Annotated in this window: 19 protein-coding genes; 9 read left to right on the plus strand and 10 right to left on the minus strand. The window is 62.5% G+C overall.

The features are described 5' to 3' along the window. The first annotated feature begins 64 nt into the window (after positions 1-64). Genes serA through G6N82_RS12890 form a run of 3 tightly spaced genes read left to right on the plus strand, consistent with a single transcriptional unit; the run spans position 65 to position 3190 of the window. Entirely contained in the window at positions 65-1651 is a 1587-nt protein-coding gene (gene serA / locus G6N82_RS12880) for a phosphoglycerate dehydrogenase (RefSeq protein ID WP_165197037.1), read from the plus strand. 28 nt (positions 1652-1679) lie between these two features. Next, complete coding sequence (locus G6N82_RS12885; protein WP_165197039.1) at positions 1680-2786, plus strand: ATP phosphoribosyltransferase regulatory subunit; 1107 nt, start codon at positions 1680-1682, stop codon at positions 2784-2786. A 14-nt stretch (positions 2787-2800) separates the two neighbouring features. Further along, complete coding sequence (locus G6N82_RS12890) at positions 2801-3190, plus strand: RidA family protein (protein ID WP_165197041.1); 390 nt, start codon at positions 2801-2803, stop codon at positions 3188-3190. Positions 3191-3196: 6 nt separating this feature from the next. Here G6N82_RS12890 and G6N82_RS12895 read toward each other — a convergent pair whose 3' ends face one another. Further along, complete coding sequence (locus tag G6N82_RS12895) at positions 3197-3694, minus strand: Rrf2 family transcriptional regulator (RefSeq protein ID WP_165197043.1); 498 nt, start codon at positions 3692-3694, stop codon at positions 3197-3199. 69 nt (positions 3695-3763) lie between these two features. Here G6N82_RS12895 and G6N82_RS12900 point away from each other — a divergent pair, with 69 nt between their 5' ends. Further along, positions 3764-4702 (plus strand): hypothetical protein, encoded by a 939-nt coding sequence (locus tag G6N82_RS12900; RefSeq protein ID WP_165197045.1) that lies wholly within the window; start codon positions 3764-3766, stop codon positions 4700-4702. Here the strand turns inward: G6N82_RS12900 and G6N82_RS12905 are convergent. The 3 genes from G6N82_RS12905 to G6N82_RS12915 all read right to left on the minus strand — a co-directional run bounded on the left by G6N82_RS12905 (position 4682) and on the right by G6N82_RS12915 (position 8933). Then, the gene (locus G6N82_RS12905) at positions 4682-5716 is read right to left on the minus strand and encodes an alpha/beta hydrolase (protein WP_241255107.1); all 1035 of its coding nucleotides are present in this window, start codon (positions 5714-5716) and stop codon (positions 4682-4684) included. The two genes, G6N82_RS12900 and G6N82_RS12905, sit on opposite strands and share 21 nt — an antisense overlap. Before the next feature lie 84 nt (positions 5717-5800). After that, positions 5801-7219 carry a DUF1501 domain-containing protein gene (locus G6N82_RS12910; protein ID WP_165197047.1) on the minus strand — a complete coding sequence of 473 codons (1419 nt, stop codon included), beginning with the start codon at positions 7217-7219 and terminating at the stop codon, positions 5801-5803. Positions 7220-7232: 13 nt separating this feature from the next. Further along, a complete protein-coding gene (locus G6N82_RS12915; RefSeq protein ID WP_241255108.1) occupies positions 7233-8933 on the minus strand; it encodes a DUF1800 family protein in 1701 nt (566 codons plus the stop codon). A 434-nt stretch (positions 8934-9367) separates the two neighbouring features. Between G6N82_RS12915 and G6N82_RS12920 the strand changes: the two genes are divergently transcribed. Further along, positions 9368-10657, plus strand: a complete 1290-nt coding sequence (locus tag G6N82_RS12920; protein ID WP_165197051.1) for an adenylosuccinate synthase — start codon at positions 9368-9370, stop codon at positions 10655-10657. A 79-nt stretch (positions 10658-10736) separates the two neighbouring features. Beyond that, positions 10737-11720, plus strand: a complete 984-nt coding sequence (locus G6N82_RS12925) for a winged helix DNA-binding protein (protein ID WP_165197053.1) — start codon at positions 10737-10739, stop codon at positions 11718-11720. Here the strand turns inward: G6N82_RS12925 and G6N82_RS12930 are convergent. From G6N82_RS12930 to argH, 4 genes are read right to left on the minus strand one after another with little or no spacing between them, the layout of a single operon-like run. Next, a complete protein-coding gene (locus tag G6N82_RS12930) occupies positions 11708-12505 on the minus strand; it encodes a bifunctional precorrin-2 dehydrogenase/sirohydrochlorin ferrochelatase (RefSeq protein WP_165197055.1) in 798 nt (265 codons plus the stop codon). The genes G6N82_RS12925 and G6N82_RS12930 overlap by 13 nt on opposite strands. Before the next feature lie 15 nt (positions 12506-12520). Next, entirely contained in the window at positions 12521-13780 is a 1260-nt protein-coding gene (gene lysA / locus G6N82_RS12935) for a diaminopimelate decarboxylase (RefSeq protein WP_165197057.1), read from the minus strand. An 18-nt stretch (positions 13781-13798) separates the two neighbouring features. After that, the gene (locus tag G6N82_RS12940; protein WP_165197059.1) at positions 13799-14050 is read right to left on the minus strand and encodes a hypothetical protein; all 252 of its coding nucleotides are present in this window, start codon (positions 14048-14050) and stop codon (positions 13799-13801) included. After that, positions 14047-15423 (minus strand): argininosuccinate lyase, encoded by a 1377-nt coding sequence (argH, locus tag G6N82_RS12945; RefSeq protein WP_165198253.1) that lies wholly within the window; start codon positions 15421-15423, stop codon positions 14047-14049. The genes G6N82_RS12940 and argH overlap by 4 nt, the downstream gene beginning before the upstream one ends. Before the next feature lie 16 nt (positions 15424-15439). Here argH and G6N82_RS12950 point away from each other — a divergent pair, with 16 nt between their 5' ends. Further along, on the plus strand, positions 15440-16012 hold the full coding sequence (locus G6N82_RS12950; RefSeq protein ID WP_165197061.1) for a TlpA disulfide reductase family protein: 573 nt from the start codon (positions 15440-15442) through the stop codon (positions 16010-16012). Positions 16013-16029: 17 nt separating this feature from the next. On the opposite strand, the gene G6N82_RS12955 is transcribed toward G6N82_RS12950, so the two are convergent. Then, positions 16030-16308: a hypothetical protein gene (locus G6N82_RS12955; RefSeq protein WP_165197063.1), complete on the minus strand. Its 279-nt coding sequence runs from the start codon at positions 16306-16308 to the stop codon at positions 16030-16032. A 28-nt stretch (positions 16309-16336) separates the two neighbouring features. After that, positions 16337-17470, minus strand: coding sequence for a serine hydrolase (locus G6N82_RS12960; RefSeq protein ID WP_165197065.1), 1134 nt, complete (start codon positions 17468-17470; stop codon positions 16337-16339). A gap of 57 nt (positions 17471-17527) precedes the next feature. On the opposite strand from G6N82_RS12960, the gene G6N82_RS12965 reads away from it, so the two are divergent. Continuing rightward, complete coding sequence (locus G6N82_RS12965; protein WP_165197067.1) at positions 17528-20539, plus strand: TonB-dependent receptor; 3012 nt, start codon at positions 17528-17530, stop codon at positions 20537-20539. Positions 20540-20712: 173 nt separating this feature from the next. After that, entirely contained in the window at positions 20713-22794 is a 2082-nt protein-coding gene (locus G6N82_RS12970) for a tetratricopeptide repeat protein (protein ID WP_165197069.1), read from the plus strand. Positions 22795-22878 lie beyond the last annotated feature (84 nt).

The raw sequence follows: 22878 nt of genomic DNA on the forward strand, positions 1-22878 counted from the left end.
AAGGCAAGTGCAGGGCTTCGACAGGCTCAGCCCGAACGGTTCTCTGTTTAAGAGGTTGAGACTCATGACCAAACCCAAAGTCCTTATTTCCGACAAGATGGACCCCAATGCCGCACGCATCTTTGAAGAGCGCGGCTGTGACGTCGACGTCATCACTGGCAAGACGCCCGAAGAACTGAAAGCGATCATCGGCCAGTACGATGGCCTGGCGATCCGTTCGGCCACCAAGGTGACCAGGGAAATCCTCGACGCCGCGACTAACCTCAAGGTTATCGGTCGCGCCGGGATCGGCGTCGACAATGTCGATATCCCCTATGCCAGCTCGAAGGGCGTGGTGGTGATGAACACCCCCTTCGGCAATTCCATAACCACAGCCGAACACGCGATCGCGATGATCATGGCACTGGCTCGCCAGATCCCGGCGGCCGATCGCCGCACGCAGGCCGGCGAATGGCCCAAGAACGACTTCATGGGCATCGAAGTGACCGGCAAGACACTGGGCCTGATCGGCGCCGGCAATATCGGTTCGATCGTTGCCAGTCGCGCGCTGGGCCTGAAGATGAAGGTGATCTCCTACGATCCCTTCCTGACCGAGGAGCGCGCGATCGAACTGGGCGTAGAAAAGGTCGATCTCGACACGCTGCTGAGCCGGGCCGATTTCGTCAGCCTGCACACCCCGTTGACCGACCAGACCCGCAACATCCTCAGCCGTGAACGGCTTGAAAATGCGAAGCCCGGCATCCGAATCGTCAATTGTGCGCGTGGTGGCCTGATCGACGAGGTTGCGCTCAAGGACATGCTCGAAAGCGGCCAGGTAGCGGGCGCTGCCTTCGATGTGTTCGAGACCGAACCTCCGGCCAAGGATCATCCGCTGTTCGGCGCGCCGAATTTCATCTGCACTCCGCACCTGGGCGCCTCGACCACCGAGGCACAGGTCAATGTGGCGCTGCAGGTGGCTGAGCAGTTGAGCGATTACTTGGTCAATGGCGGGGTGACTAATGCGCTCAACGTGCCTTCGCTCAGCGCCGAAGAAGCCCCCAAGCTGCGCCCCTATATGGCGCTGGCGGAAAGCCTGGGCAGCCTGGTCGGCCAGCTGGCGCATGACAACCTCACCAAGATCAGCATCGAGCGCGAAGGCGCCGCAGCCGAACTGTCGGGCAAGCCGATCGAGGCTGCCGTGCTCGCCGGCTTCATGAAGTGCTATTCGGACACAGTGAACATGGTCAACGCGCCGTTCCTCGCCAAGGAACGCGGGCTCGACGTGCGTTCGGTCCGCCACGAGCGCGAAGGGGCGTACAACACGCTCCTGCGCGTTACGGTTGGTACGGCGGCAGGCGATCGTTCGGTTGCCGGCACCCTGTTCGGCAACGAGAATCCGCGGCTGGTGGACATCTTCGGTATCGGCATCGAGGCTGAACTGGCGGGCCACATGCTCTATATCGTCAATGCAGACGCTCCTGGCTTCATCGGCCGGATCGGCACCTTGCTTGGCCAGGCCGGGATCAACATCGGCACCTTCCACCTTGGCCGCCGTGAAGCGGGTGGAGAAGCGGTGCTGCTGCTGAGCGTTGACCAACCGATCGGCGCCGACATCATCAAGCAGGCCTGCGCGGTTGAAGGCGTGAAGATGGTCAAGGCGCTGGAATTCTGATGCGGGATCGGGCAAGCGCTCGCTTGCAATGATGGAAGCTGACGACCTGCTGCCTGAGGGGCTCGAAGATCGCCTGCCGCGCGAAGCGGCGGCGATCACCCGGGCGATGCGCGCCGCGCTCGATGTGCTTGATGCGCATGGCTATGACCGGGTGCGCCCGCCATTGGTGGAATTCGAGAAGTCGCTCGCCGGGCGGATGGACGGTGTTCAGCCGCGCCGGATGTTCCGCTTCGTCGATCCGGCTAGCCTCCGCACGCTTGCCCTGCGCAGCGACATCACCCCGCAGATTGGCCGGATCGCGGCGACCAGCCTGGCCGCTGCACCGCGCCCATTGCGGCTCGCCTATTGCGGTGAGACGGCGGTGATCAAGGCCGACCAGCTCGATCCTGCGCGCGAGCGCCTGCAATTGGGGGCCGAACTGATCGGGGCGGATACGGTTGCAGCGGCGAGCGAGATCGTTGCGCTTGCGGTCGAGGCGCTCAGTGCGGCGGGGCTGACCGGAATCTCGGTGGATTTCACCCTGCCAGACCTTGTCGATACACTGGCTGAGCAGGCCATGCCGCTGCCGCCTGAAGCGCGCGATGCCGTGCGGCGCGAGCTCGATGCCAAGGATGCTGGCGGGCTGAAGGCGGCAGGCGGCGAAGCCTATCTGCCGCTGCTTTACGCGACCGGGCCATTTGCCGACGCCGTTGAACAACTTCGTGCGATTGACGCAGGTGGTGCCCTGGCCAGCCGGATTGCCGGGCTCATGGAAATCGCGGCACGTGTGGGTGACAGCGCACGGATCACGCTCGACCCGACCGAACGGCATGGCTTCGAATACCAGAGCTGGTTCGGCTTCACACTCTATGCCGAGGGCGTGCGCGGCGCGCTGGGCCGCGGAGGTACGTACCTCATCAAGGGCAGCGACGAAGCAGCCACCGGCTTTTCGCTCTATATCGACCAGTTGCTGGGCGCCTTGGCCGAGCCCGCCGTGCGCGACACGCTGTATCTGCCGCTTGGTCACGATGCTCATGCGGCGGAGCGCTTGCGCGGCGAGGGTTGGCGTACTGTGGCGCAGATCGACGAGGGGGAAGACCCGGTCGCGCTGGGCTGCACATACCGGCTGGAAGCCTCCGGGCCAGTCAGACTGTAGCAAGGAGGTAAGTCATGGCGGACAAGGCGATACCGATCAAAATCGATCCCGATCCGCTGGCACCCTATGCGATCTGCCCGGGCTGGAAGGTCGGCGACCTCATTTTCCTGTCAGGGCAGGCGGCAATTTCGCCCGAAGGCGCGATTGTGGGGGCCGATGACTTTGACGCCCAGCTGGCGCAGACATTCGCCAACATCGAATCCGTCCTGGCGGCGGCGGGCAGCGACCTGTCCAGGATCGTGAAGGTCACGATCTATCTCACCGACATGGGCAATTTTCCGAAGATCGTGGACGCGCGGCGCCAGTATTTCACGCCGCCCTATCCGGCCGATACCATCGTCGAGGTGCGCTCGCTAGCGCTTCCCGAATTGATGGTCGAAATCGACGTGATCGCGACGATTTAGGCTGTCTTACCCGCGCGTTCGCACGCGCTCTCCGATCCATTGGCCCGCGAGCATGACCTTTTCCATGCCGATCTGCGCTGCCACGCTGCGGCTGAGGGTGACCAGATCGATCTGGGCGAGGCTGGCACGATAGGCCTGCTCGGCCCGCGCAAAGCCGGCCGCGATGTTGCAAGGGACGATGCAATCCTCGGGCCTTGAGCCGCATGGGCCCTGCTGGCGAATCTCCGTGCACCGGAACATCGGCTCGTCGCCATCCACCGCCAGTAAGATGTCGAGCAGCGTGATCTCTGCCGGGGCCTTGGCCAGGCGATAAAATCCGCTGCGTCCGCGCCCGCCATCGACCAGGCCGGCCCGCGAAAGTGCCTGCATCTGCTTGGCCATATAGGGTTCGGGCACGTCATGGAATTCGGCCAGCGCCGCCAGCGACAGTCCGCGTTCCGGCCACAGCGGGGCCAGCACGGCGCAGGCATGCGCAGCCCATTCGACACCCTTGTTGATCCGCATCAGCCCAAAGCCTCTTGTTCGCTCCGATTAATATGGATATGTGATATCCGAATATAGGGGAGTCGCATAATGTACGGCAAGTTTGATGGTCTCGATCGGTTGGCGCAAGCATTGATCGGATTGGCCGCGCTGATGGCGCTTGCGAATGGCGCTTTCATGCTGATCGACCCCTTCGGCTGGTATGACTTCGTCGGCACCGTCAAAGCATCCGGGCCGCCCAACGCGCACTTTATCCGCGACATCGGGATCGCCTTTGCGATTTCCGGCCTGCTGCTGGTCTATGCCGCGCTCAATCCGGCGCTGCGCTGGGGCAGCGCGGTGGTGGGCAACCTGTTCCCGACTTTGCACGGGGTCCTACATATTTATGAAGTCCTGGTGGGCATTTGCAGCCCGGACATCTTCTGGCGCGATGCGCCCGGCGTCCTTGGGCCGGCAATTGCCGTGTGGAGCGCGATCGGCATCCAGCTGGCGCGCAAGCGCGTCTCGCCGGTGCCCTTGCCCAAGCCGCTATTCGTCAGCGTGATGCAGTGCATGGTGGGCGATGCGGAGCCCTATTACGGGGACCTGTCCAAGGCGGGCGGTTTCGCGGTCGAGAAATTCCAGCACGCCATGGTGCTCTCAGGCCATTATTTCCACGCGCCGAAGGACTTGATCCACATGGCGCGGCTGGGATCGACCAGGGCGGAGGATTGCGGCCCCTGCGTCGAGATCGTGCGGGGGATTGCGCTCGCGGACGGGATGGATGCCGCGCGCCTGCAAAACGCACTGGTCGGAAAGCCCGAAAGCGATAGCGATGCGCTAGCCTATGAATTCGGCGCTGCCATCGCCAGCGGGGATGCGCCAGTTGCCGCAGTATTGGGTGACCGGATCGAGGCGCTCCATGACCGCAAGATACGCACCGAACTGACGCTGGCGGCGGCGAGTGGCCGCCTGTTCCCTGCCATCAAGCGGGGGCTGGGCTATGCTTCGGCCTGCACAATCCCGCGCCTAGCCGAACACCCGCTTTAGGAACGCATCGACCACTGGCGTTGCCGGGTAATCGGGATCGCCCAGCAAGCGGTTGATTTCCGCATGGCCCTTGAGGCCGCGCCCTTCGAACCCCTGCACCTTCGCATCGGTACCTGCGCGGCGCAGCGCTTCGCCTAGGCCGTTGCTCTGCGCGGTACCGTCGCGCCGCTGGACGTGCAGGATGAGGAAGGATGGGGCGTTGGGGGCAGCCGCGTGCAGCGTCGGCGATAGCGCCTTTTGCCGCTCGGGATCGGTGCCGAATGCCTGCTTATAAGTGTCCCCCATCAACAGGGCGTTCTCGTCCATCTGCTCGGGTACGTTGTAAGCCGCCCCATCGAGCGGGATCACACCCTTGATATCGGCATAGGAAAGGCCCGCAGCGCGGAGATATTGCGGATCTGTGCCGACCAGCGCGACCAGGTGCGCGCCCGCGCTATGGCCCATCAACACCACCTTGCGGCGGTCGATCTTGAGCCGCTCTGCCTCGGCCAGCAATTTGGCGACCGCGCTGGCAACATCGGCCGCCTGCTGTTCGACCGCGGCATCGGGCACCAGCCGGTAATTGATCGAGGCAAAGTGGTATCCTTGCTCGTTGTAATGCGGGGCCTTGAACTGGCCGGTGGCATTGCCCTTGTCGCCGCGCTTCCACCCACCGCCATGGACGAAGATCACCAGCGGGGCGGGTTTTGAGACTGTCGCCGGATAGAAATCGAGCTTCTGAAGCTGATCGGTGCCATAGGTGAGTTCGCTTGCCGCGCTGCCGCCCGCGGTGCGTGGTGCCGTGCCGGTTTCGCCGCGCCGCGCCTGCATCCGTTCGCGCAGGCTCTGTTGGCAAGTTTCGCTCAATTGGCCGCGCTTTTCCGCCATGCAGCTGCGGATTTGTGACCGGTCCGAGCCGCACAACTGCACGATCTCCTGGCGGCATTGTGCGGGCAGGCGCGCGCGGTCCTGCGCAAAGGCGGTGAAGGTGACGGAGGCAGCGAGGCCGGCGATGATCCAGTGGGCAGCACGCATTACATATCTCCCTGTAATCGCGGAGATGTTACGCGCTACGTGCGGGAACTCCAGTCGCGGATTGTCGCAAGCTGTCGCAACCCTTTACGGTTGCATGAAGCCCAGATCGGGGCGCGCAAACCGGCCGATATTGGGCGCGATGCTGGGCAGCTCGCTGGCCGACACACCAAACCATTTGGCGAGCGTGGCCGAATATTCGTCCACCGATGTACTGGGCAGCAAGCGGCCCCGGCCAACCTGGTCGTCTGAATCGACCGAGACTTGCGGGGCTGTGCCGTAGAAGCGGCCTCCGTTGACCGCGCCGCCGAGGATGAAATGATGTCCACCCCAGCCGTGATCGCTGCCGTCCCCGTTCGAAGTAAGCGTGCGGCCGAAATCGGACGCGGTGAAGGTGGTCACCTGGTTGGCAACGCCCATTTCCACGGTAGCACGGTAAAAGGCGTCCAATGCGAAATCGACCTGCCCCAGCAATGCATCGTGCGATCCCAGCAGGCCATCGTGGTGGTCGAACCCGCCGATGCTGACCAGGAACACCTGGCGCGCGACTCCCAGGCTGGCGCGTGCGGCAATCAGCCGTGCCACCACCGACAATTGCGCGGCGAGCCGGTTGCCGGTGCCGAAGTCGGTCGTCAGCGAACTGGTCGCGAGCGCGTTGTTGACGAAACCGCCATATTCGATCGATCGCGCCATGGTCTGCGCGTAGTCGGCTTCGAGCACATGGCCGTTGTGCGTGCGGAGCAATGCAGTCAGTGCATCGCGGGCGGCGTTGGATGAATAGACCCTCCGGCCGAGTCCGCCGATCGTTACCGCGCCGCTGCTCGAAACCTGATAGGGCAGGGCGTTCTGACCTGACAGGAAAACGGCGTTGCCGGTCGCATTGATCGCGGTGAACATCGAATTGGTGTTTGACGAAAGCGCCAGATCGCCCATCCGCCCGCCCCAGCCGGTGACCGAACCTTCCGGGGCAGAACTTTGCCAGGTCGATTGCTGGTCATTGTGCGAAAACAGCTTCGGCGGCTTGGGAAAGCTGACGTTATTCTGGCTTTCGTATTGTGCCTTGGTCAGCGGCACGATCAGCGGCCCGACATTGAGCAAGGGTGCCATTGCTCCTTGGTCGAACAGCGCCTTGAGCCGGGGCATGGTCGGCGCCAGCGCATAGCGGATATCGTCGGTCAGCACTTGCGATGTCGGCTGGGTCAAGACCGTGTTGGCAAGGCTTGCTTGTGAAAGCGCGATACCGCCAGTGCCGCCGCCGCCACGGATCGCTGCGTAACGGTCATAATTGGGCTGGTCGAACGGGATCAGCGTGTTGCCATAGTCATTACCGCCATAGAGGAAGACGCAAACCAGCGCCTTGTACCCCCCGCCCGAACTGAACGCCGCGGCTTCGCCGATACCGGCGAGGCCCAGCGCATAGCTCGCAGCTGATCCGGCGACGGCCAATTGCCCTGTGCGCTGCATGAAAGCGCGGCGCGAAATCTCGGTATCTTTGCCGATGAACATCGTCTGCGCTCCCTTACCGCTGGACCAGGTAGTCGTTGGAAACCATCACCAGCAGAACGGCGATGTGGATGCGCCGCCGCTTGGTCGCGTCATCGGAGGTTTGCGTGACCGTTTCCGCCTGCATCGCGGTCAGGATCGTGTCGCGGGTCGATTGCGACAGCTGCTTGCCGGTCAGCAGCAGATCGAGCCGTTCGAGCAGGGCGGGTGCGTCATGCGCGATTGCCAGTTCCTCCGTGTAGGTGGCCTTGACGTCGGAGACCCAGCCGCCCGAGCCGTCGACCGATCGCTCCATGAAATTGACATAGGAGGCGACGGTGTTCTCGTTGACGATCTGGAATTCGGGCGCCACCATGTTGCGGGTCGCGGCCTGCGAATTGAGCGGTACGAAGCCGGGCCGGAAATAGTTGAATACCGAGGGGGAACGCAGCGGCGACTGGCCGAGCCGGCTGGCGCTGTCGCTCAGGTCCGGGATCGCCCAATTGCCTGATGCGGATTGTGCCCCGAAAGTGCGGCCCCATTGGGAAAAGCGCACCATCGGTTCGCGCAGCTTGCCGTACTGCGGGTTGGTGAGGCCTGCGGATGAGAGCGCTTCGTCATCGAGCAGTATCGCCTTGAACACGGCGCGCATGTCACCGCGCCGCCCGCTGCCATTGTTGTTGAACACGCCTGCAACCCGTTGGACGTAAGCGGGCGAGGGGTTGCTGGTCACCAGCCGCTGGATCATCTGCTGAGCGAAGAATGGCCCGACATTGGGATGATTGAACAGCGCGTCGAGCGTTTGTCGCAGCGTTTCGACCGCGCCCGTTCCGGCGGGGATAGTAGTCCCGAGGAAGCTCTTGGCTTCGTCCGAGTGATAGCCGGTCGTGCGCGGCCTGCGCCATTTGGCCGGATCGGCCGTCATCGGCTGGCGGACGTAGAGCGGGTTCTGGATCTGGGTGGTCGAACCGGGCGAGGCGGGTGTGAAGGTAACGCCGGTATAGTCGTAATCATATCCGGTGAACGCCTTGGCGATCTCCGTCACATCGTCATTGTCATAGGTCTCGATCGGATTGCCGCTGGCGTTTGTCTTCGGCGTTCCGTCGAGATTGAGTTCGTAGAGCCCGATCGAGAACAGCTGCATCACCTCGCGCCCGAAATTCTCGTCAGGTACGCGGCCGGTGTTCGGGTCTGCCTTGCGGTTGCCCAGGGTGTTCAGGAACACGCCCAATGCGGGGTTGAGCGTGATCGCTTCCAGCAGATCGCGGAAATTGCCGAAGGCGTGACGGTTCAGCGTGTCCCAGTAATAGCCCATCGCCTGGCTGCGCCAGGTGATATCGACCGAGTTGAGCGAGACGACGAAGAATTCGGACAGTGCCAGCGCCGCACGTTTGCGCACCCCGCTGTTGCCAGCCATCAGCTCGCTCCAGATCATCCGGTCGGCGATACCGGAGTTGAAGTAATACTGGTTGCTGTCGATATTGTCGTAACCACGCGAGGAGAAGAATTGCTCGGCGGTTTGGTCGTTGGCGAGCGACATCTGCGCATCAAGCCAGGGCTCATATCCGTTTGCGCGCACATCTGCGATTGAAGCCGTTGAAGCGGCAAGCGAAGCATGAAGGATAAACCGCGCGGCCTCCGCGTCGGTCTGCGGTTTGACGACTGTAGGGCCGGAACTGCCTCCGCCGATTGCCCCGCCGCCTGAACCACCGCCACCGCCGCAAGCCGCGGTGGCCAAGGCCAGGCCGGCTATTGCTGCGCTACGAGCTTGTACACCACGTTCGCTCCGGGTTGTGGAGTTGTCGGTTGGCGCGGCAGGCTCGGCCGCTTCAAGCACATCTTCCCTCAAGCGACCCGGCTCCTGCTTCCTGTCCCGGTCATCGCCTCCCATTGGCGCTGACCTGCAAAAGCCCCCATAGCTGAATGTCTTGCGCGAGTTCTTACCGCTCAGACTTAGCTTGAAATTAACTATCCCAGCGGGCTGTCGTTGGCGAAGGGATAACCGTTCCGGCCAGCGAGCAATTGCAACGACTGGTCGCGAATTTCGCGATTAGTGCTATGCATGAGTTCATGCCTCCCATGGCAGGTCTGGACAATCGCGCCTTGGTGCTTGCCCTCGGCCACGCCAACGCCTAGGCCCGCGCGGTTTGTCTGCCAGATGAGAGTTTCCGCATGGCCAATGTTACCGTGATCGGCGCCCAATGGGGCGATGAGGGCAAGGGCAAGATTGTCGACTGGCTGGCCAGCCGCGCCGATGCTGTCGTCCGCTTCCAGGGCGGGCACAATGCCGGGCACACGCTGGTGGTGGGCGGCACCACTTACAAGCTTTCGCTGCTGCCCTCCGGCATCGTGACCGGCACCCTCAGCATCATCGGCAATGGCGTGGTGCTCGATCCGTGGCACCTCAAGACAGAGATCGAAAAACTGGAAAGCCAGGGCGTCAGCATCACCGATGACAATTTCGCCATCGCTGACAATTGCCCGCTGATCCTGCCGATCCACCGCGATCTTGATGGCTTGCGCGAAACGGCCGCCGGCAGCGGCAAGATCGGCACAACCGGGCGCGGGATCGGCCCGGCCTATGAGGACAAGGTCGGTCGCCGCGCGATCCGTGTGTGCGACCTCGCGCATCTCGACGACCTGGAGCCGCAACTCGATCGGCTGTGTGCGCACCACGATGCACTGCGCGCCGGGTTCGACCAGCCGCCAGTTGACCGTGAGCGGCTGCTGGCTGACTTGCGAGAGATCGCGCCTTTCGTGCTGCAATATGCCCAGCCTGTGTGGAAGCGTCTTAAGAAGGTGCGCAAGGCGGGCGCGCGCATCCTGTTTGAAGGTGCGCAGGGCGTGCTGCTTGATATCGACCACGGCACCTATCCCTTCGTCACTAGTTCCAATACCGTCAGCGGTACCGCGGCCAGCGGCAGCGGGCTGGGCCCCAACGCCACCGGTTTCGTACTGGGGATCGTCAAGGCCTACACGACCCGAGTTGGCAGCGGGCCGTTCCCCACTGAATTGCAGGACGAAGTCGGCCAGCGCCTTGGCGAGCGCGGGCACGAATTCGGCACCGTCACCGGGCGGCAGCGGCGCTGCGGCTGGTTCGATGCAGTGCTGGTGCGGCAAAGCTGCGCGATCAGCGGTGTAACCGGCATCGCGCTGACCAAGGTCGACGTACTCGACGGGCTGGAGAAGGTGAAGATTTGCACCGGCTATCGCCTGAAGGGCAAGATCCTCGACTACTATCCCAGCCACGCGGCTGACCAGGCGGCGGTCGAGCCGATTTATGAAGAGCTCGAAGGCTGGCAGGAATCAACCGCCGGTGCGCGCAGCTGGGCTGACCTGCCCGCCAATGCGATCAAGTATATCCAGCGCGTGCAGGAATTGATCGAAACGCCGGTGGCGCTGGTTTCGACCAGCCCCGAACGCGACGATACGATCCTGGTGCGCGATCCATTCCTTGATTGATTTTTCGCATCAATTCTTGACCTGATCCTTTTTTGTTCTTACCCTGTTCTTAATTGGGTGCGAATGGGGAAGAATCGGCATGAAACAGTCGAGCGAGATTGAATATCGCGCAGCTGACGACTCTCCGTATCAACGCGGGAGTGTCGCGATATTTTCAGATCGGGCTTTCTGGCGGCATCAGGCGGCGGATGAACTGGCCGGGGCTGACTTCAGCATTCTTTACCAGGGACCCGTTGACCAGCTTCTTGACGGTAGCATCGCCTTGCTTGGCGATGCCGTGCTGCTTGATGTGCCCTGCGTGGATGCCTCCGCAATGGCAGCGCTGTGCCTGCTCGATATGCGCATCGCCGCGTCAGGTGCGCGCTTGGTGGTTTCGACTTCGATCGCGGCGCTGGACGATGTCTTTGCGTGCTTCGATCAGTCGCAGCCGGAAATCCTGGTTGATCCCTCTCCGCCTGAGCGTTTGCTTGCTGTCGGGCGCAGCCTTGCGGGCACCAACCGGGGGCATGTTCGCGAACTTTCTGCCCAGGATCGCGCCGTATTGCTCAACCTGACCGAGCAGGTCGAAGCAATATCGCGGCGGCTCGAGAATTTCGCGCAGCAAGCGGGTGTTGACGAAACGGCGGGCGCGGAATCCGGTCTGCGCGACAATCGGCCCGTGTTTCGCGGGTTTGGCGAAGCTGACCGGGACGAGCCACTGGTGCGGCGCAGCCTCCCCGATCCGCGACTGGTGCGCCGGATCATCCGCCAGCGGCACGCGCGCACAAAATATTTCGAGGCTGCGCTGTTTGCCGATCCGGCCTGGGACATGCTGCTCGATCTCACCGCGGCACATGCCGAACACCGGCGCGTGTCGGTAACCTCGCTATGCCTTGCTGCCGGCGTGCCGGCCACCACTGCGCTGCGCTGGATCCAGCAGATGACCGACGACGGCCTGTTCGAGCGAGTGGCGGATTCGTCTGACAAGCGCCGGGTGTTTATCTCGCTAAGCGAAAAGGCTTGCGACGCGATGGCGCGCTATTTCGCGGAGATCGAGGCCGGCGCCGCCGCCTATGCGGCCTGATCGGGGGCTTTGAGCACCACTGTCAGTCCCGGCGCTGCGTTCGGCGCGGTTCCATCCAGTTGTTCCCGCGCCGCATCCGCGCGCGCGCGGGCCAAAATCGCGGCAGGAATTTCGCCATCGAGCAGCAGCGTATCCGCTTCTCCGAGCAAGCGGGCTTGCCGCAAGGTTAGGTCTTCGGGGTCCAACGAGCTTAGTGCGATAGTCTCGATCCGCGCAGGTTCTGGCCGGTCCGCGTCCGCGAGCCATTGCGCAACGCGCGCATGCGCAACCGGATCGAACGGATCGAGTGCCCCGCCTTCGCGTAAACTATCGTCCAGCGCGCGGCGGCGGTCAGCGCCATCGGGAAATTTGCGCCGCAACGCGTCGCGCCCGGCGAACAGCGCCTGCGCAAGTTCGCCCAGTGATTGCGGCAGCAACCGCTCGAGCCGCAGCCGGACATGCTTGGCAAGGCCGGCCGAGGCACCACCGGTTCCGATCGCGATCAGCAACGGTTCGCGCTCCAGAATGCTGGGCGTGGTGAAATCGCACAGATCGGGCATGTCGACCACGTTCACCAGCATCCCTGCGCAGCGCAGGTTTATGGCTGCGTTTTCGCAGGCGCGCGGATCGTCATAAGCGACGAAGGCGAGCCGCACGCCCTCGTCGATCGCGCGTTGCATATCGTATTCGATTACACCTCCGGCGCGTTCGACCAGCCGCTTCTTCGGCTCTGCCGCGTCGCCATCGCCCAGCACCAGGACTTTCTGGCCCTGGATGCGATGGAACAGCGGCAGCGAGTTGATCATGCCAACCTGTCGGGCCTAAAGCCAATCGGGGACGCGCTCAGCATCCATGATGGCCGCCGGGTGCAGGCGGTCCGCCACCACCGCATAGCGATCCCCGTCAACCAGCACTTCCGGCACGAAGCCGCGCGAGTTGTAGGAACTGGCCATGGTAGCGCCATAGGCGCCGGCAGTGCGGAACACTGCAAGGTCACCCGCCACCAGTGCGTCGCATTCGCGATCGCGCGCAAAGGTATCGCCGGTTTCGCAGATCGGGCCGACGATATTGGCGGTCATGCGTTCGCCGCTGGGCTGGACTGCATCGAAATCGTGCCATGCGCCATAGAGTGAAGGGCGAGCGAGGTCATTCATCGCGGCATCGACGATCACGAAGGGTGGGCCGTTGCCGCCCCGCTTTACCCGGATCACGCGAGTCAAGAGGACGCCGGCATTGCCTGCGATCACGCGACCCGGCTCGAAGGTCAGGTGTACTCCCCAGTCTTTCGTCACACGTGCGACCATTGCGCCATAATCGGCCGGGGTGGGCGGGTTTTCGCCAGCCCGATAGCGCACGCCAAGCCCACCGCCCAGATCGACATGGGTGATCGTGTGACCCGCCGCGCGCAGGTCTGCCACAAGTTCAGCGACCTTGCCGAAAGCAGTTTCAAGCGGCTCCAGATCGAGCAGCTGGCTGCCGATATGCACCGCCACGCCGCGCAGGTTCAACCCATCCAGCGCAGCCAGTTCCGCAAACACTTCGCGGGCATGCATCAGCGGGATACCGAACTTGTTCTCGGCCTTGCCCGTAGAGATCTTCTCATGCGTTTTGGCGTCGACATCGGGGTTGATGCGCAGGCAGGCGGGGGCCCGCTCGCCGCGCGCCGCAGCCAGTTCTGCCAGTTCGCGGCCTTCTTCGCGGGATTCGATGTTGAACTGGCCGATGCCCTTGTCGAGCCCCAGCTCCAGCTCGGCGCGGGTCTTGCCCACGCCCGAGAACACAATCATCTCCGGCGACATTCCGGCTGCGAGGGCACGGACGAGCTCGCCGCTGGAGACCACATCTGCGCCGAAGCCCTGCTTTTGCAGGACCTTCAGCACGGCGAGGTTGGGGTTGGCCTTGACCGCAAAGGCAATCAGCTTGTTCGGCACACCGTCGAGCCCCTCGCGCATGACGCGCGCATGCCGTTCCAGCGTGGCCCGCGAATAGACGTAAACGGGTGTGCCGACTTCCTCGGCAATGCGCGGCAGCGGCACATCTTCGGCGTAGAGCACGCCATTCTTAAAAGCGAAATGGTCCATCTTTTCCCTGGTTTCGGTCTATTCTGGCGGCAGGTCGAAGGGATCGTCCGCCCGCTCTTCCGAACGGCGCCGCAATTCCACACTACGCTGGGGAGCAGCGAGAGTTTCCATCTCCAGCAGCTCTTCGGCACTCGGCTGCGTCTCGCTACCATAGGGTGCGGGCGGCAAGGCCTGGTTCGCCAGAGGCTCGATGTCCGAGCGCTGTCCGCATGCGGCAGCTAGCGCGGCAAGGCCCAGCAGTGCGGGCGTAGCAAGGTGCCATAGTCTCATCTTGTCAATCCCATCCGCGCTTTGGCCAGTTCGATCTGGTGCCTTACCTGATCGGGCGCGGTGCCGCCATAGGAGGCGCGCGAGGCGACCGAAGCATCGACCGAAAGCGCCTCGTAGACCCGCTCGTCGATACGCGGGTCGATGCCCTGCAATACGTCAAGCGGCAGCTGGTCAAGCGCGACGCCATCGGCTTCGGCCCGCTTCACAGCCGCGCCGGTGATGTGGTGCGCCTCGCGGAAAGGCACGTCCGCCTCGCGCACAAGCCAATCGGCAAGGTCGGTCGCCGTGGCATAACCCAGCTCTGCCGCCTGCCGCATGCGCGCGGTGTTGAACGTGCTGTCTGCCACCATGCCGGTCATTGCAGCGATGCTGAGTGCAAGCAGCCCTGCAGCTTCGAACACCGGCGGCTTGTCATCCTGCATGTCCTTCGAATAGGCGAGCGGCAGGCCCTTCATGGTGATCATCAGCGATGTTGCACAGCCGATGATCCGCCCGGCATGGCCACGCACAAGCTCGGCGGCGTCGGGGTTTTTCTTTTGCGGCATGATCGAGCTGCCGGTGCTGAGCGCGTCGGGCAGCCGCACAAAGCCGAACGGCTGGCTGGCCCAGATGATGAACTCCTCTGCCAAGCGCGACAGGTGCAGCGCGCACTGGCTCGCCGCCATCAGGAAATCGAGCGCAAAGTCGCGATCGGACACCGCATCCAGGCTGTTGCGCGTCGGCGCGGCAAATCCCAGTGCTTTGGCAGTCATCTGGCGGTCGATCGGAAAGCCCGTGCCGGCCAGCGCCGCGCTGCCCAGCGGGCACATCGACAGCCGCGTGCGCGCGTCATTGAAGCGGTCGCGGTCGCGCTCGATCATCTCGAAATAGGCCATCAGGTGATGGCCCAGCGTCACTGGCTGCGCAGTCTGCAAATGGGTGAAGCCGGGCATGATGCTGGCCGCGTGGGCCTCTGCCTGGTCCAGCAGGGCGAGCTGCAAGCGGCCCAGCGCGGCATCGGTCTCGTCGATCGCGTCACGCACCCACAGTTTGAAATCGGTCGCAACCTGGTCGTTGCGGCTGCGCGCGGTGTGGAGGCGTCCGGCAACTGGCCCGATCAGTTCGCCGAGCCGCGCTTCGGTGGTCATATGGATGTCTTCAAGGTCCCAGTTCTCAGGCACCCCGTCACGCTCATACTCGGCTGCGACCTTATCAAGGCCATCTGAAATCGCCCGGGCATCTTCGGCGGAAACGATCCCCTGCGCGCCCAGCATCGCAACATGCGCCTTCGACGCAGCGATATCCTGCCGCCACAGCGCCTTGTCGAAAGGAATCGAGGCGTTGATTTCGCGCATGATCGCGCTAGGTCCTTCAGCGAACCTTCCGCCCCACATCTGATTGGAGCCCGACATGTCCTTACGGCTATCGCTCACTGTCCTCGCCTCGGCGCTGTTTCTGGCCGCCTGCGATAGTGGCGCGGAGGGCGACGCGCAACAGCAGGAGCAATTGGGCAAGGCCAAGCCAGAATTGACTGGCGAGATCGATCGCAGCTTTGCTGGCGAGCTGATGCCCGCGATCACGGTCAAAGACCCGGACGGGAAGGAGCTGAACCTCGCCGCTCTGAAAGGCCAGCCGGTGCTGCTGAATCTGTGGGCGACCTGGTGCGCACCCTGCGTGGTCGAGATGCCGATGCTCGACGAACTTGCGGCGGTGAAGGACGGCGAGCTACGGGTGGTTACCGTGAGCCAGGACATGCGCGGCGCGGAGGCGGTTGTGCCGTTCTTTGCCGATCGCAAGTTTGCGCGGCTCGAACCGTGGCTTGATCCGGCAAACGACCTCGCGGCGGCATATGGCGGGGGCGGGGTGATGCCACTGACAGTGCTCTACGATGCAGAGGGCCAAGAACTTTTCCGCGTTGCTGGAGGATATCACTGGGATAGCGAGGATGCGCTGGCGGCGATAGAGGAAGCCATCGCCCGCTAGTCTGCCCGCCGGCTCAACTAGTTGGCGGCTGCAGTCGCCGCAGTCAGCGGCGCGCCGCTCGCGAGCTGTTCTTCGATGCGGGTGAATGCCGAATGGCTGCCCGTGTCAGCATCGAGCACATCGGTGGCGAAATAGGCCACCCCTTCGCCGCGCTGCAGGTCGATCCACAGGCCCGATTTCAGCCCATAGGCGCTTCCGGCATGGCCAACGCGCGGGCGCCCGTCACCGAACGGATCGTCATGACAACCGTCAGTGCCGGTCGCGAGTGTCTGGCTGGCAAGGCCATATTGGCACATGAAGCCCGACTGGCTGTGGCCGTTGCCGTCATCTTCGTCTGTCTCGCCATTTTGGCCATTGAAGGCCCATAAAGGGGTCAGCAGGGTCCTGACGGATTCGGATTCGAGCAATCGGACCCCGTCGACCTCGCCCTGGCCCAGCAGGAGTTGGCCGATTTTGGCGAGACCGACCATCGAAATGCGCAATCCGCCCTGGGGTGAAAAGATCGCGCCGTTTTGGCCCGGCACCCAGTGTGCGGCAATATCGCACGACCCGTCGCGGGCGGGGGGTGACCGGGCAATCGGGCATCCCACCGCGATGCTCGTCCTTTACCGGCTTCCGCTCGCGATAGAGTGCCACCGCGCGGGCGGCATGGTCTTCGTCGCAATCGGCCCAGTTAAAACAGGCCTCAATTTGCAGGGGCTCCAGCACAATATCACCAACCAACCGGTCAAACCGCTCGCCGGTTGTTTTTTCCATTACCGCCGCGATCACCGGGAAGTTGAAATTGGTGTAACGGAAGAAAGTCCCTGGCGCGTGTTGCCCGTCCCACGCGCGGGCATCGGCCAGCACCTGCGCCATGTCTGCATCAAGCGGCAGCACATAGTCGATATTGTCGGTCAGGCTCGACTGGTGGGAAAGCAACATGCGCAGCGTAATCGGCACATCCGGGAAAGCCGGATTTCGTAACTGCCAACCCAGCTTTGCGGACACATCGTCATCAAGCGCCAGCTTGCCTTCTTCTACCAGTCGCATGACCGCGATGGCGACCACGAGCTTCGAGATTGACGCGACCCGCACGGGATCATCGGCAGTGACGGCGCGCCCCGATTGCAGGTCGGCAATGCCGGCTGCCTCGACCTGGGCGATCTCGGATGCCGTGAATTGTACCCTGACTTGTGCCAACGGGGCTTGCCGTTCGGGTGCTGCCGGTTCCTCAGCCAAGGCAATATTCATCGGTGTGGCAAGCAGCATGGAGAGTAAGGCAACCTGGCTTATGCGTCCGCGCATTTCGCATCCCTTATTGCTTGAGCCGAGCCGATTTCGCCTGACGATTGGCACAGGCATTGGCCGTTCGCAAATTTCGCTTGCCGCGTAGTAAGAATTCCCGGTCGCTCTTTTCCACATTTGAACAAACTCATATCCGCTTGCAAAAATGCGGTTAATTGATGCACACAGCAATTTCAGGGCTTTCAGGGGGTATCTATGCGTACAATTCCTTCAATTCGGATCGGTCTGGTGAGCACAAGCGCGTTTGCGGCTTTGGCATTGGGCGCGTCGGGGGCGGCGCATGCGCAGTCGACCGCGGATATTGCTCTCCAGTCAGGCGCACAGATCGCAGACGATGGGGCTAGCAATGTGGAAGCCGATGCGAATGCCATCCTTGTTACCGGCTCGCGCATCAAGCGTGATCCCACGCAGAGCGCCTTGCCGCTGGAGGTTATCACCACCGAGGTACTGCAGCGCGAGGGGATCAACAGTCCTGAACAATTGATCTCCTATCTTTCGACCAACGGCAATGGCGCCGACAATCTGGCATCGAACAGCGACGTGACCAGCGGCGCGCAGCGCGGCACAAACGGGCTATCCGCCGCCAACCTGCGCGGGCAGGGTTCGGCAGCCACGCTGGTACTGCTCAACGGGCGGCGCGTTGCCGCGCACGGCCTTACCGGCTCGGCGGTTGACGTAAACCAGATCCCGATCGCGGCGATCGAGCGGGTCGAAGTGCTCAAGGACGGCGCATCGGCTATCTATGGCACCGACGCCATCGGCGGTGTGATCAACTTCATCACCAAGACCGATTTCCAGGGCGTAGCGGTCTCCGGTTTCACTGACATCACGCAGGAAGGCGACAGCCCCATCTACCGCCTGTCGGGAACCGTTGGATACGGCGACCTTGATGAACAGGGCTTCAATATCATGGCCTCGGTCAGCAAGAGCTGGCACTCAATCCTGCGCGGTTCGGATCGCGACTTCGTGAACGGCAACCAGCCCGAACGCGGCCTGTCGATCGACACACGCGGCACGCCGATTGCGACCATTTTTCCCAATGGTACCAACGCGTTGTTCGCTCCGAATGGCAGCTTGATCAGCGGCGTGGCGCTGCCTGTTCCTGGCCAGACCTTCCAGGCGACAGGTGGTATCAACGTGCTCGATTTGCCCGGTGGGGCAGGATGCGAAACCTTCGATGGAGGTATGGCTTATGACCACGCGTTGTGGGCCAACAATCCGGCTTTTTATGCTTGCGCGTGGGACACTGGCCGCGCGGCAATCCTGCAGCAACCGATCGATACGCTGACCTATTACGGGCGTGCTACACTGGCGCTCGGCGATCACAAGATTTCTGCTGAAGTCACCGGTTCGGAAGCAGATTCCTCCAAGCAGTTCTCATCGAACCAGTATGCCGGCAACACCAGCACCACGCCGCTTTATTATCCGCTCAATGCCCTGACGGCGAGCACCTACAACAGTATTTACGACCAGCTTGCCGCAGCATTCCCGGCCATTGGCGCCGTGGGTGACCGAACGGTCGATGCCACAGGCAATTATGGCAAACCGATCGCTTATCGCTGGCGCTGTGTGGTTTGCGGCCCGCGCGAATATGAAACCAATACCAAGACCTTCCGCGCCGGGCTGTTCATCGACGGCCCGTTGGGCGGCGGCTGGGATTACCAGGCGGGCGGTTCCTACGCGCAGAGTGAGGCGGTATCAGTCTTGGGAACAGGATATGCCTATCGCGGCATTTTCTCCTCGACAGATAGGGCGCTACAATCGGGCATCCCGGGTGCAGTAAGGGGCGGGCTCGATACCCGCGCGCCAATCGCGCCGGGGGCAACCGCACCGGGCATTATTGGCCTGCTGAACAGCGGCATCATCAACCCGTTCTCGATCGAGCAGACGCCTGAAGCGCTGGCTGCGCTTGAGGCAGTCTCGGCCGAAGGTGTTCTGCTCTACGGCGGCAAATATGACGTATGGCAGTTCGACGCGTCGATCTCAGGCTCGCTGTTCGATCTGCCGGGCGGCGCCGTGCAGATGGCGGTGGGCGTAGACTATCGGCGTGAGGGTTATAGCTTCAACGGTTCGCCCGAGGCTGAACTGAACAGGCCGGAAATCTTCAACGTCGCCTTTGATAACGCCAATGCTCTCGATGGCAAGAAGCGCACCGTGAAGGCTGTCTATGGCGAAGTCTTGCTGCCGGTGTTCGACATGCTCGAAGTCACCGCAGCAGCGCGTCTTGACGATTACAGCGGGTTTGGGACTACTTTCAATCCGAAGTTCAGCGCCAAGTTCCAGCCTGCCGAATGGCTGATGTTCCGCGGCTCCTACAACACCGGATTCCGGGTGCCCACTTTCAACCAGATTTTCAACGGCGTCACCCAGTCTCCCAATCCGGGTATTACGCTGGTCGATCCGACGACCTGCCCGACCGGTGCAGTCAGTTCCTTGCCGGGCTGTGCGGCGATCACGCCCGACACTTTGACCGGGGGCAATCTCAACCTCGGACCTGAAACGTCCGAGCAATTTTCTGTTGGTGTGGTCTTGCGGCCCGCTCCGCGCTGGAGCGCTTCGGTCGATTTCTGGTCGATCGCGGTTGACGATGTGATCGGGGCCCTTTCGCTTCGCGAGGCATTGCAGAATATCCAGTTCCTCGATCCAGACCGCTTCCAGCGAACCAACGGTATTCTGACTCTTATTGACTTGCGCGCAGACAATATCGGATCGCGTAGGACCGAGGGCCTCGAAGTATCGTTGCGGGGCGGCCTTGATGCTTTCGGCGGCGAGCTCAATCTGGGTATGGATGGCAGCTACCTGCTGAAGAAAGAGGAAAAGCAGGCGCCAACGGCGGCTTATGTCGACCAGCGTGGCGTGTTCACCTACGCTGGCGACCTGGGCCTGAAATGGAAGCACAATGCCTGGGTCAATTTCCGCAAGGATAACGTCTCGATCAACTTCTCGCAGATTTATCGCAACGGATACGAAAATCAGGCCTTACCCGGCATCGCCAGCGGGACAATCACCCGGCCGGATTTCAATCCGCGGGTTAAGGCCTATGTGATCTACAACCTTTCGGCTTCGGTCGATATCGAAGAGCGGTTCCGCATCACGGCAGGGGTGAAAAACCTGTTCAACACCGATCCGCCGTTTGCGATTACCTATGACAGCAACACCGGCGCGGGGAGCTCGTGGGAGCCGCGCGTCGCCGACCCGCGCGGGCGTTCATTCACGATCCTCGCCGAAGCGAAGTTCTAAGGGGGAGGGGAGGCAGGCACCGGGGCGCCCGCTCCGGTGCCGCTTTTCCGCTCCATTCGCTCAATTCGTCGGTCATATTGCTGATGAGGGAACGGGCCGCTTAGGAAGCGAATATTTGCTTTACGTGGCTTCGGGCTATAGTCTTCTCCATTGTGGGGCAAATGGGGCATGGCATGGCGCTGATCGAAGCGCCAAGAGAGCACGCACGAGTGCGTGCCGTGCTGTTTGGCGAATTCAAGCTATTTGCTGCTGACGGCCGGGAGATCGGCATTTCCAATCGCCGGGCCCGGGCGATCCTGGCCATGCTTTGTATCGCTCCCGGAGAAGCAATCGAGCGCGAACAACTCAGCAAGCTCTTGTGGCCCGGACGGTTCAGGGCACAGGCGCGCGCAAGCCTTCGCCAATGCCTGCATGACCTGAACCGGCAGCTGCAGGCTGCTGGCTGCGATATTCTTGAAGCTGGCAGTTCTCGCATTGCGATCGATCCATTGTCGATGCGCTCCGATCTGCATGATCTTGAGGCCGCGCTGGCCAGTGGCGATGACACGGAGGCGACTCGCATCCTTGCCGAGATCGCCGGTCGCCCCCTGATCGAACATATCGATTTCGGCCAACAATTTGCCGAATGGCTGGCCGCCAAAAGGCTGCATGTCGAAAGCCAGCTTCGGTTGGCAGTGCAGCGCCTGCTGGATGTGCTCAAGGAGACATCCCGGGTCGAGGCCCATGACCGCCTTGCTGCGGCATGGGCAGGGCGCGAAGCAATGCACGGGCGCCGCAGAAGGATCGGCGTTGCCGTGCTGCCGTTTGAACAACATGACGAACTGGGCGGGGGATTGTTCCTTGCTGAAGGCGTCGTCGACGAGTTGCAATCGCGGCTGGGGGCAATTGCCGAGCTTTCGCTTGCCGGGCGGACTTCCGTAAATGCCATGACGGCGCATGGTGGCACGCTGCCAGAGATTGCGGCCAAGCTGGGTGTGTCGCACCTCGTCGAAGGCACCGTGCTAAGAAGTCCTGACCTGACCAGCCTGACGATCCGCCTGATCGACGGCAAAAGTGGCAGGGAAATCTGGTCGGAACGCTGGCAGGACACGGTTGATGGCTTTGTCGGGGCGCGAAAGGTTATCGGCAGCCAGTTGATTGCCGGCCTGTGCAAAGCCCTGGGAGTGGAGGGAGCAGCGGCGCCGCATCGCCGGATGACTGCGAACCGCGAAGCCTATGCGCTGTACCTGCAAGGCCGCTCGCTGGTGCAAAGGTCAATGACCGAGGGCGCGGTCGCTACCGCGATTGAGCTCCTCGAAAGAAGCCTGGCGATTGACCCCGAATTTGCCGAATGCTGGACAGCGATGGCGGAAGCACATGTGCATACGGCGGTTTACACACCATGCCTTGAGCGGGTTGAACGTTCGGGGCAGGCGGCGGCCTGCGCCGATCGGGCGATTTCACTCGATCCCGGTCAGGGCCACGCGCTGGCGATGCGCGGCATCCACGAATGGACGCTCGGCAATCCCGCCAAGGCGCTCGATTTTGCACTGGAAGCCTATCGGCTCGAACCGAACAATGCCGATGTAACGGTGCGCCTTGGATCGTTCCTGCTCTATCTTGGGCGGACCCGTGAAGCCTTGCCGTTTATCGAAGCGGCTGTCGAGCTGGATCCGGTCTATGGCCGCAACTATGTGCTGTTGTGCACCGCGCACTTCAACCAGGGCAATATGGATGCTGCGCTTGCGGCCGGGCAGCGCATGGTCGACCTGGGCATGCCGGGAATGTGGCTTGCAGTCGTCCAGTCGGCAATCGGTGAACACGAAAAAGCAGTCGAGACCTATTATCGCACCCGGCTGTTGATGAACTCCGTGATCCTGCCACCGGCCGGCACAGCGCCGATGAGCGATGAAGCGCGCGATGCCTATTGGCGGCTCGCGGCAAAGGGTATTTGCGGCGGCAAGGAAGAAGATCGCGCGCTCTATTGCCAAATGCTGGCCGGGCTCCATGCGACCATGCCCGACCCCTACGATCCCACAATCGCCTTTCCTGCAATATGGATGGGCCATTCAACGCTGGCCATGAAAATTTACCGCGAGCGCATCCATCCGGCCAATATGTTCGGCCTGATGAGCCTGTGGGCAGACGTCGATCCCATTCGCCAGACCCGTCTGCATCCCGACTTCATGCAGTTCGCCGAGGACATCGGACTGGTCGAGGCCTGGAACCGGCACGGCTGGCCGGATTTGTTGCCGGCGGATCCGCGCAAGAATTGACGCTTTTTTGACGGCTCGCCCAGTTGACCCGCCAGCATCGGCGTGGGCATAAACTGCGGCCGGGGTTCGCACGACAATTCAGGT

Origin of the sequence: Altererythrobacter sp. BO-6, from assembly GCF_011047315.1 — a bacterium.
In the GTDB taxonomy this organism is placed as follows: Bacteria; Pseudomonadota; Alphaproteobacteria; order Sphingomonadales; family Sphingomonadaceae; genus Erythrobacter.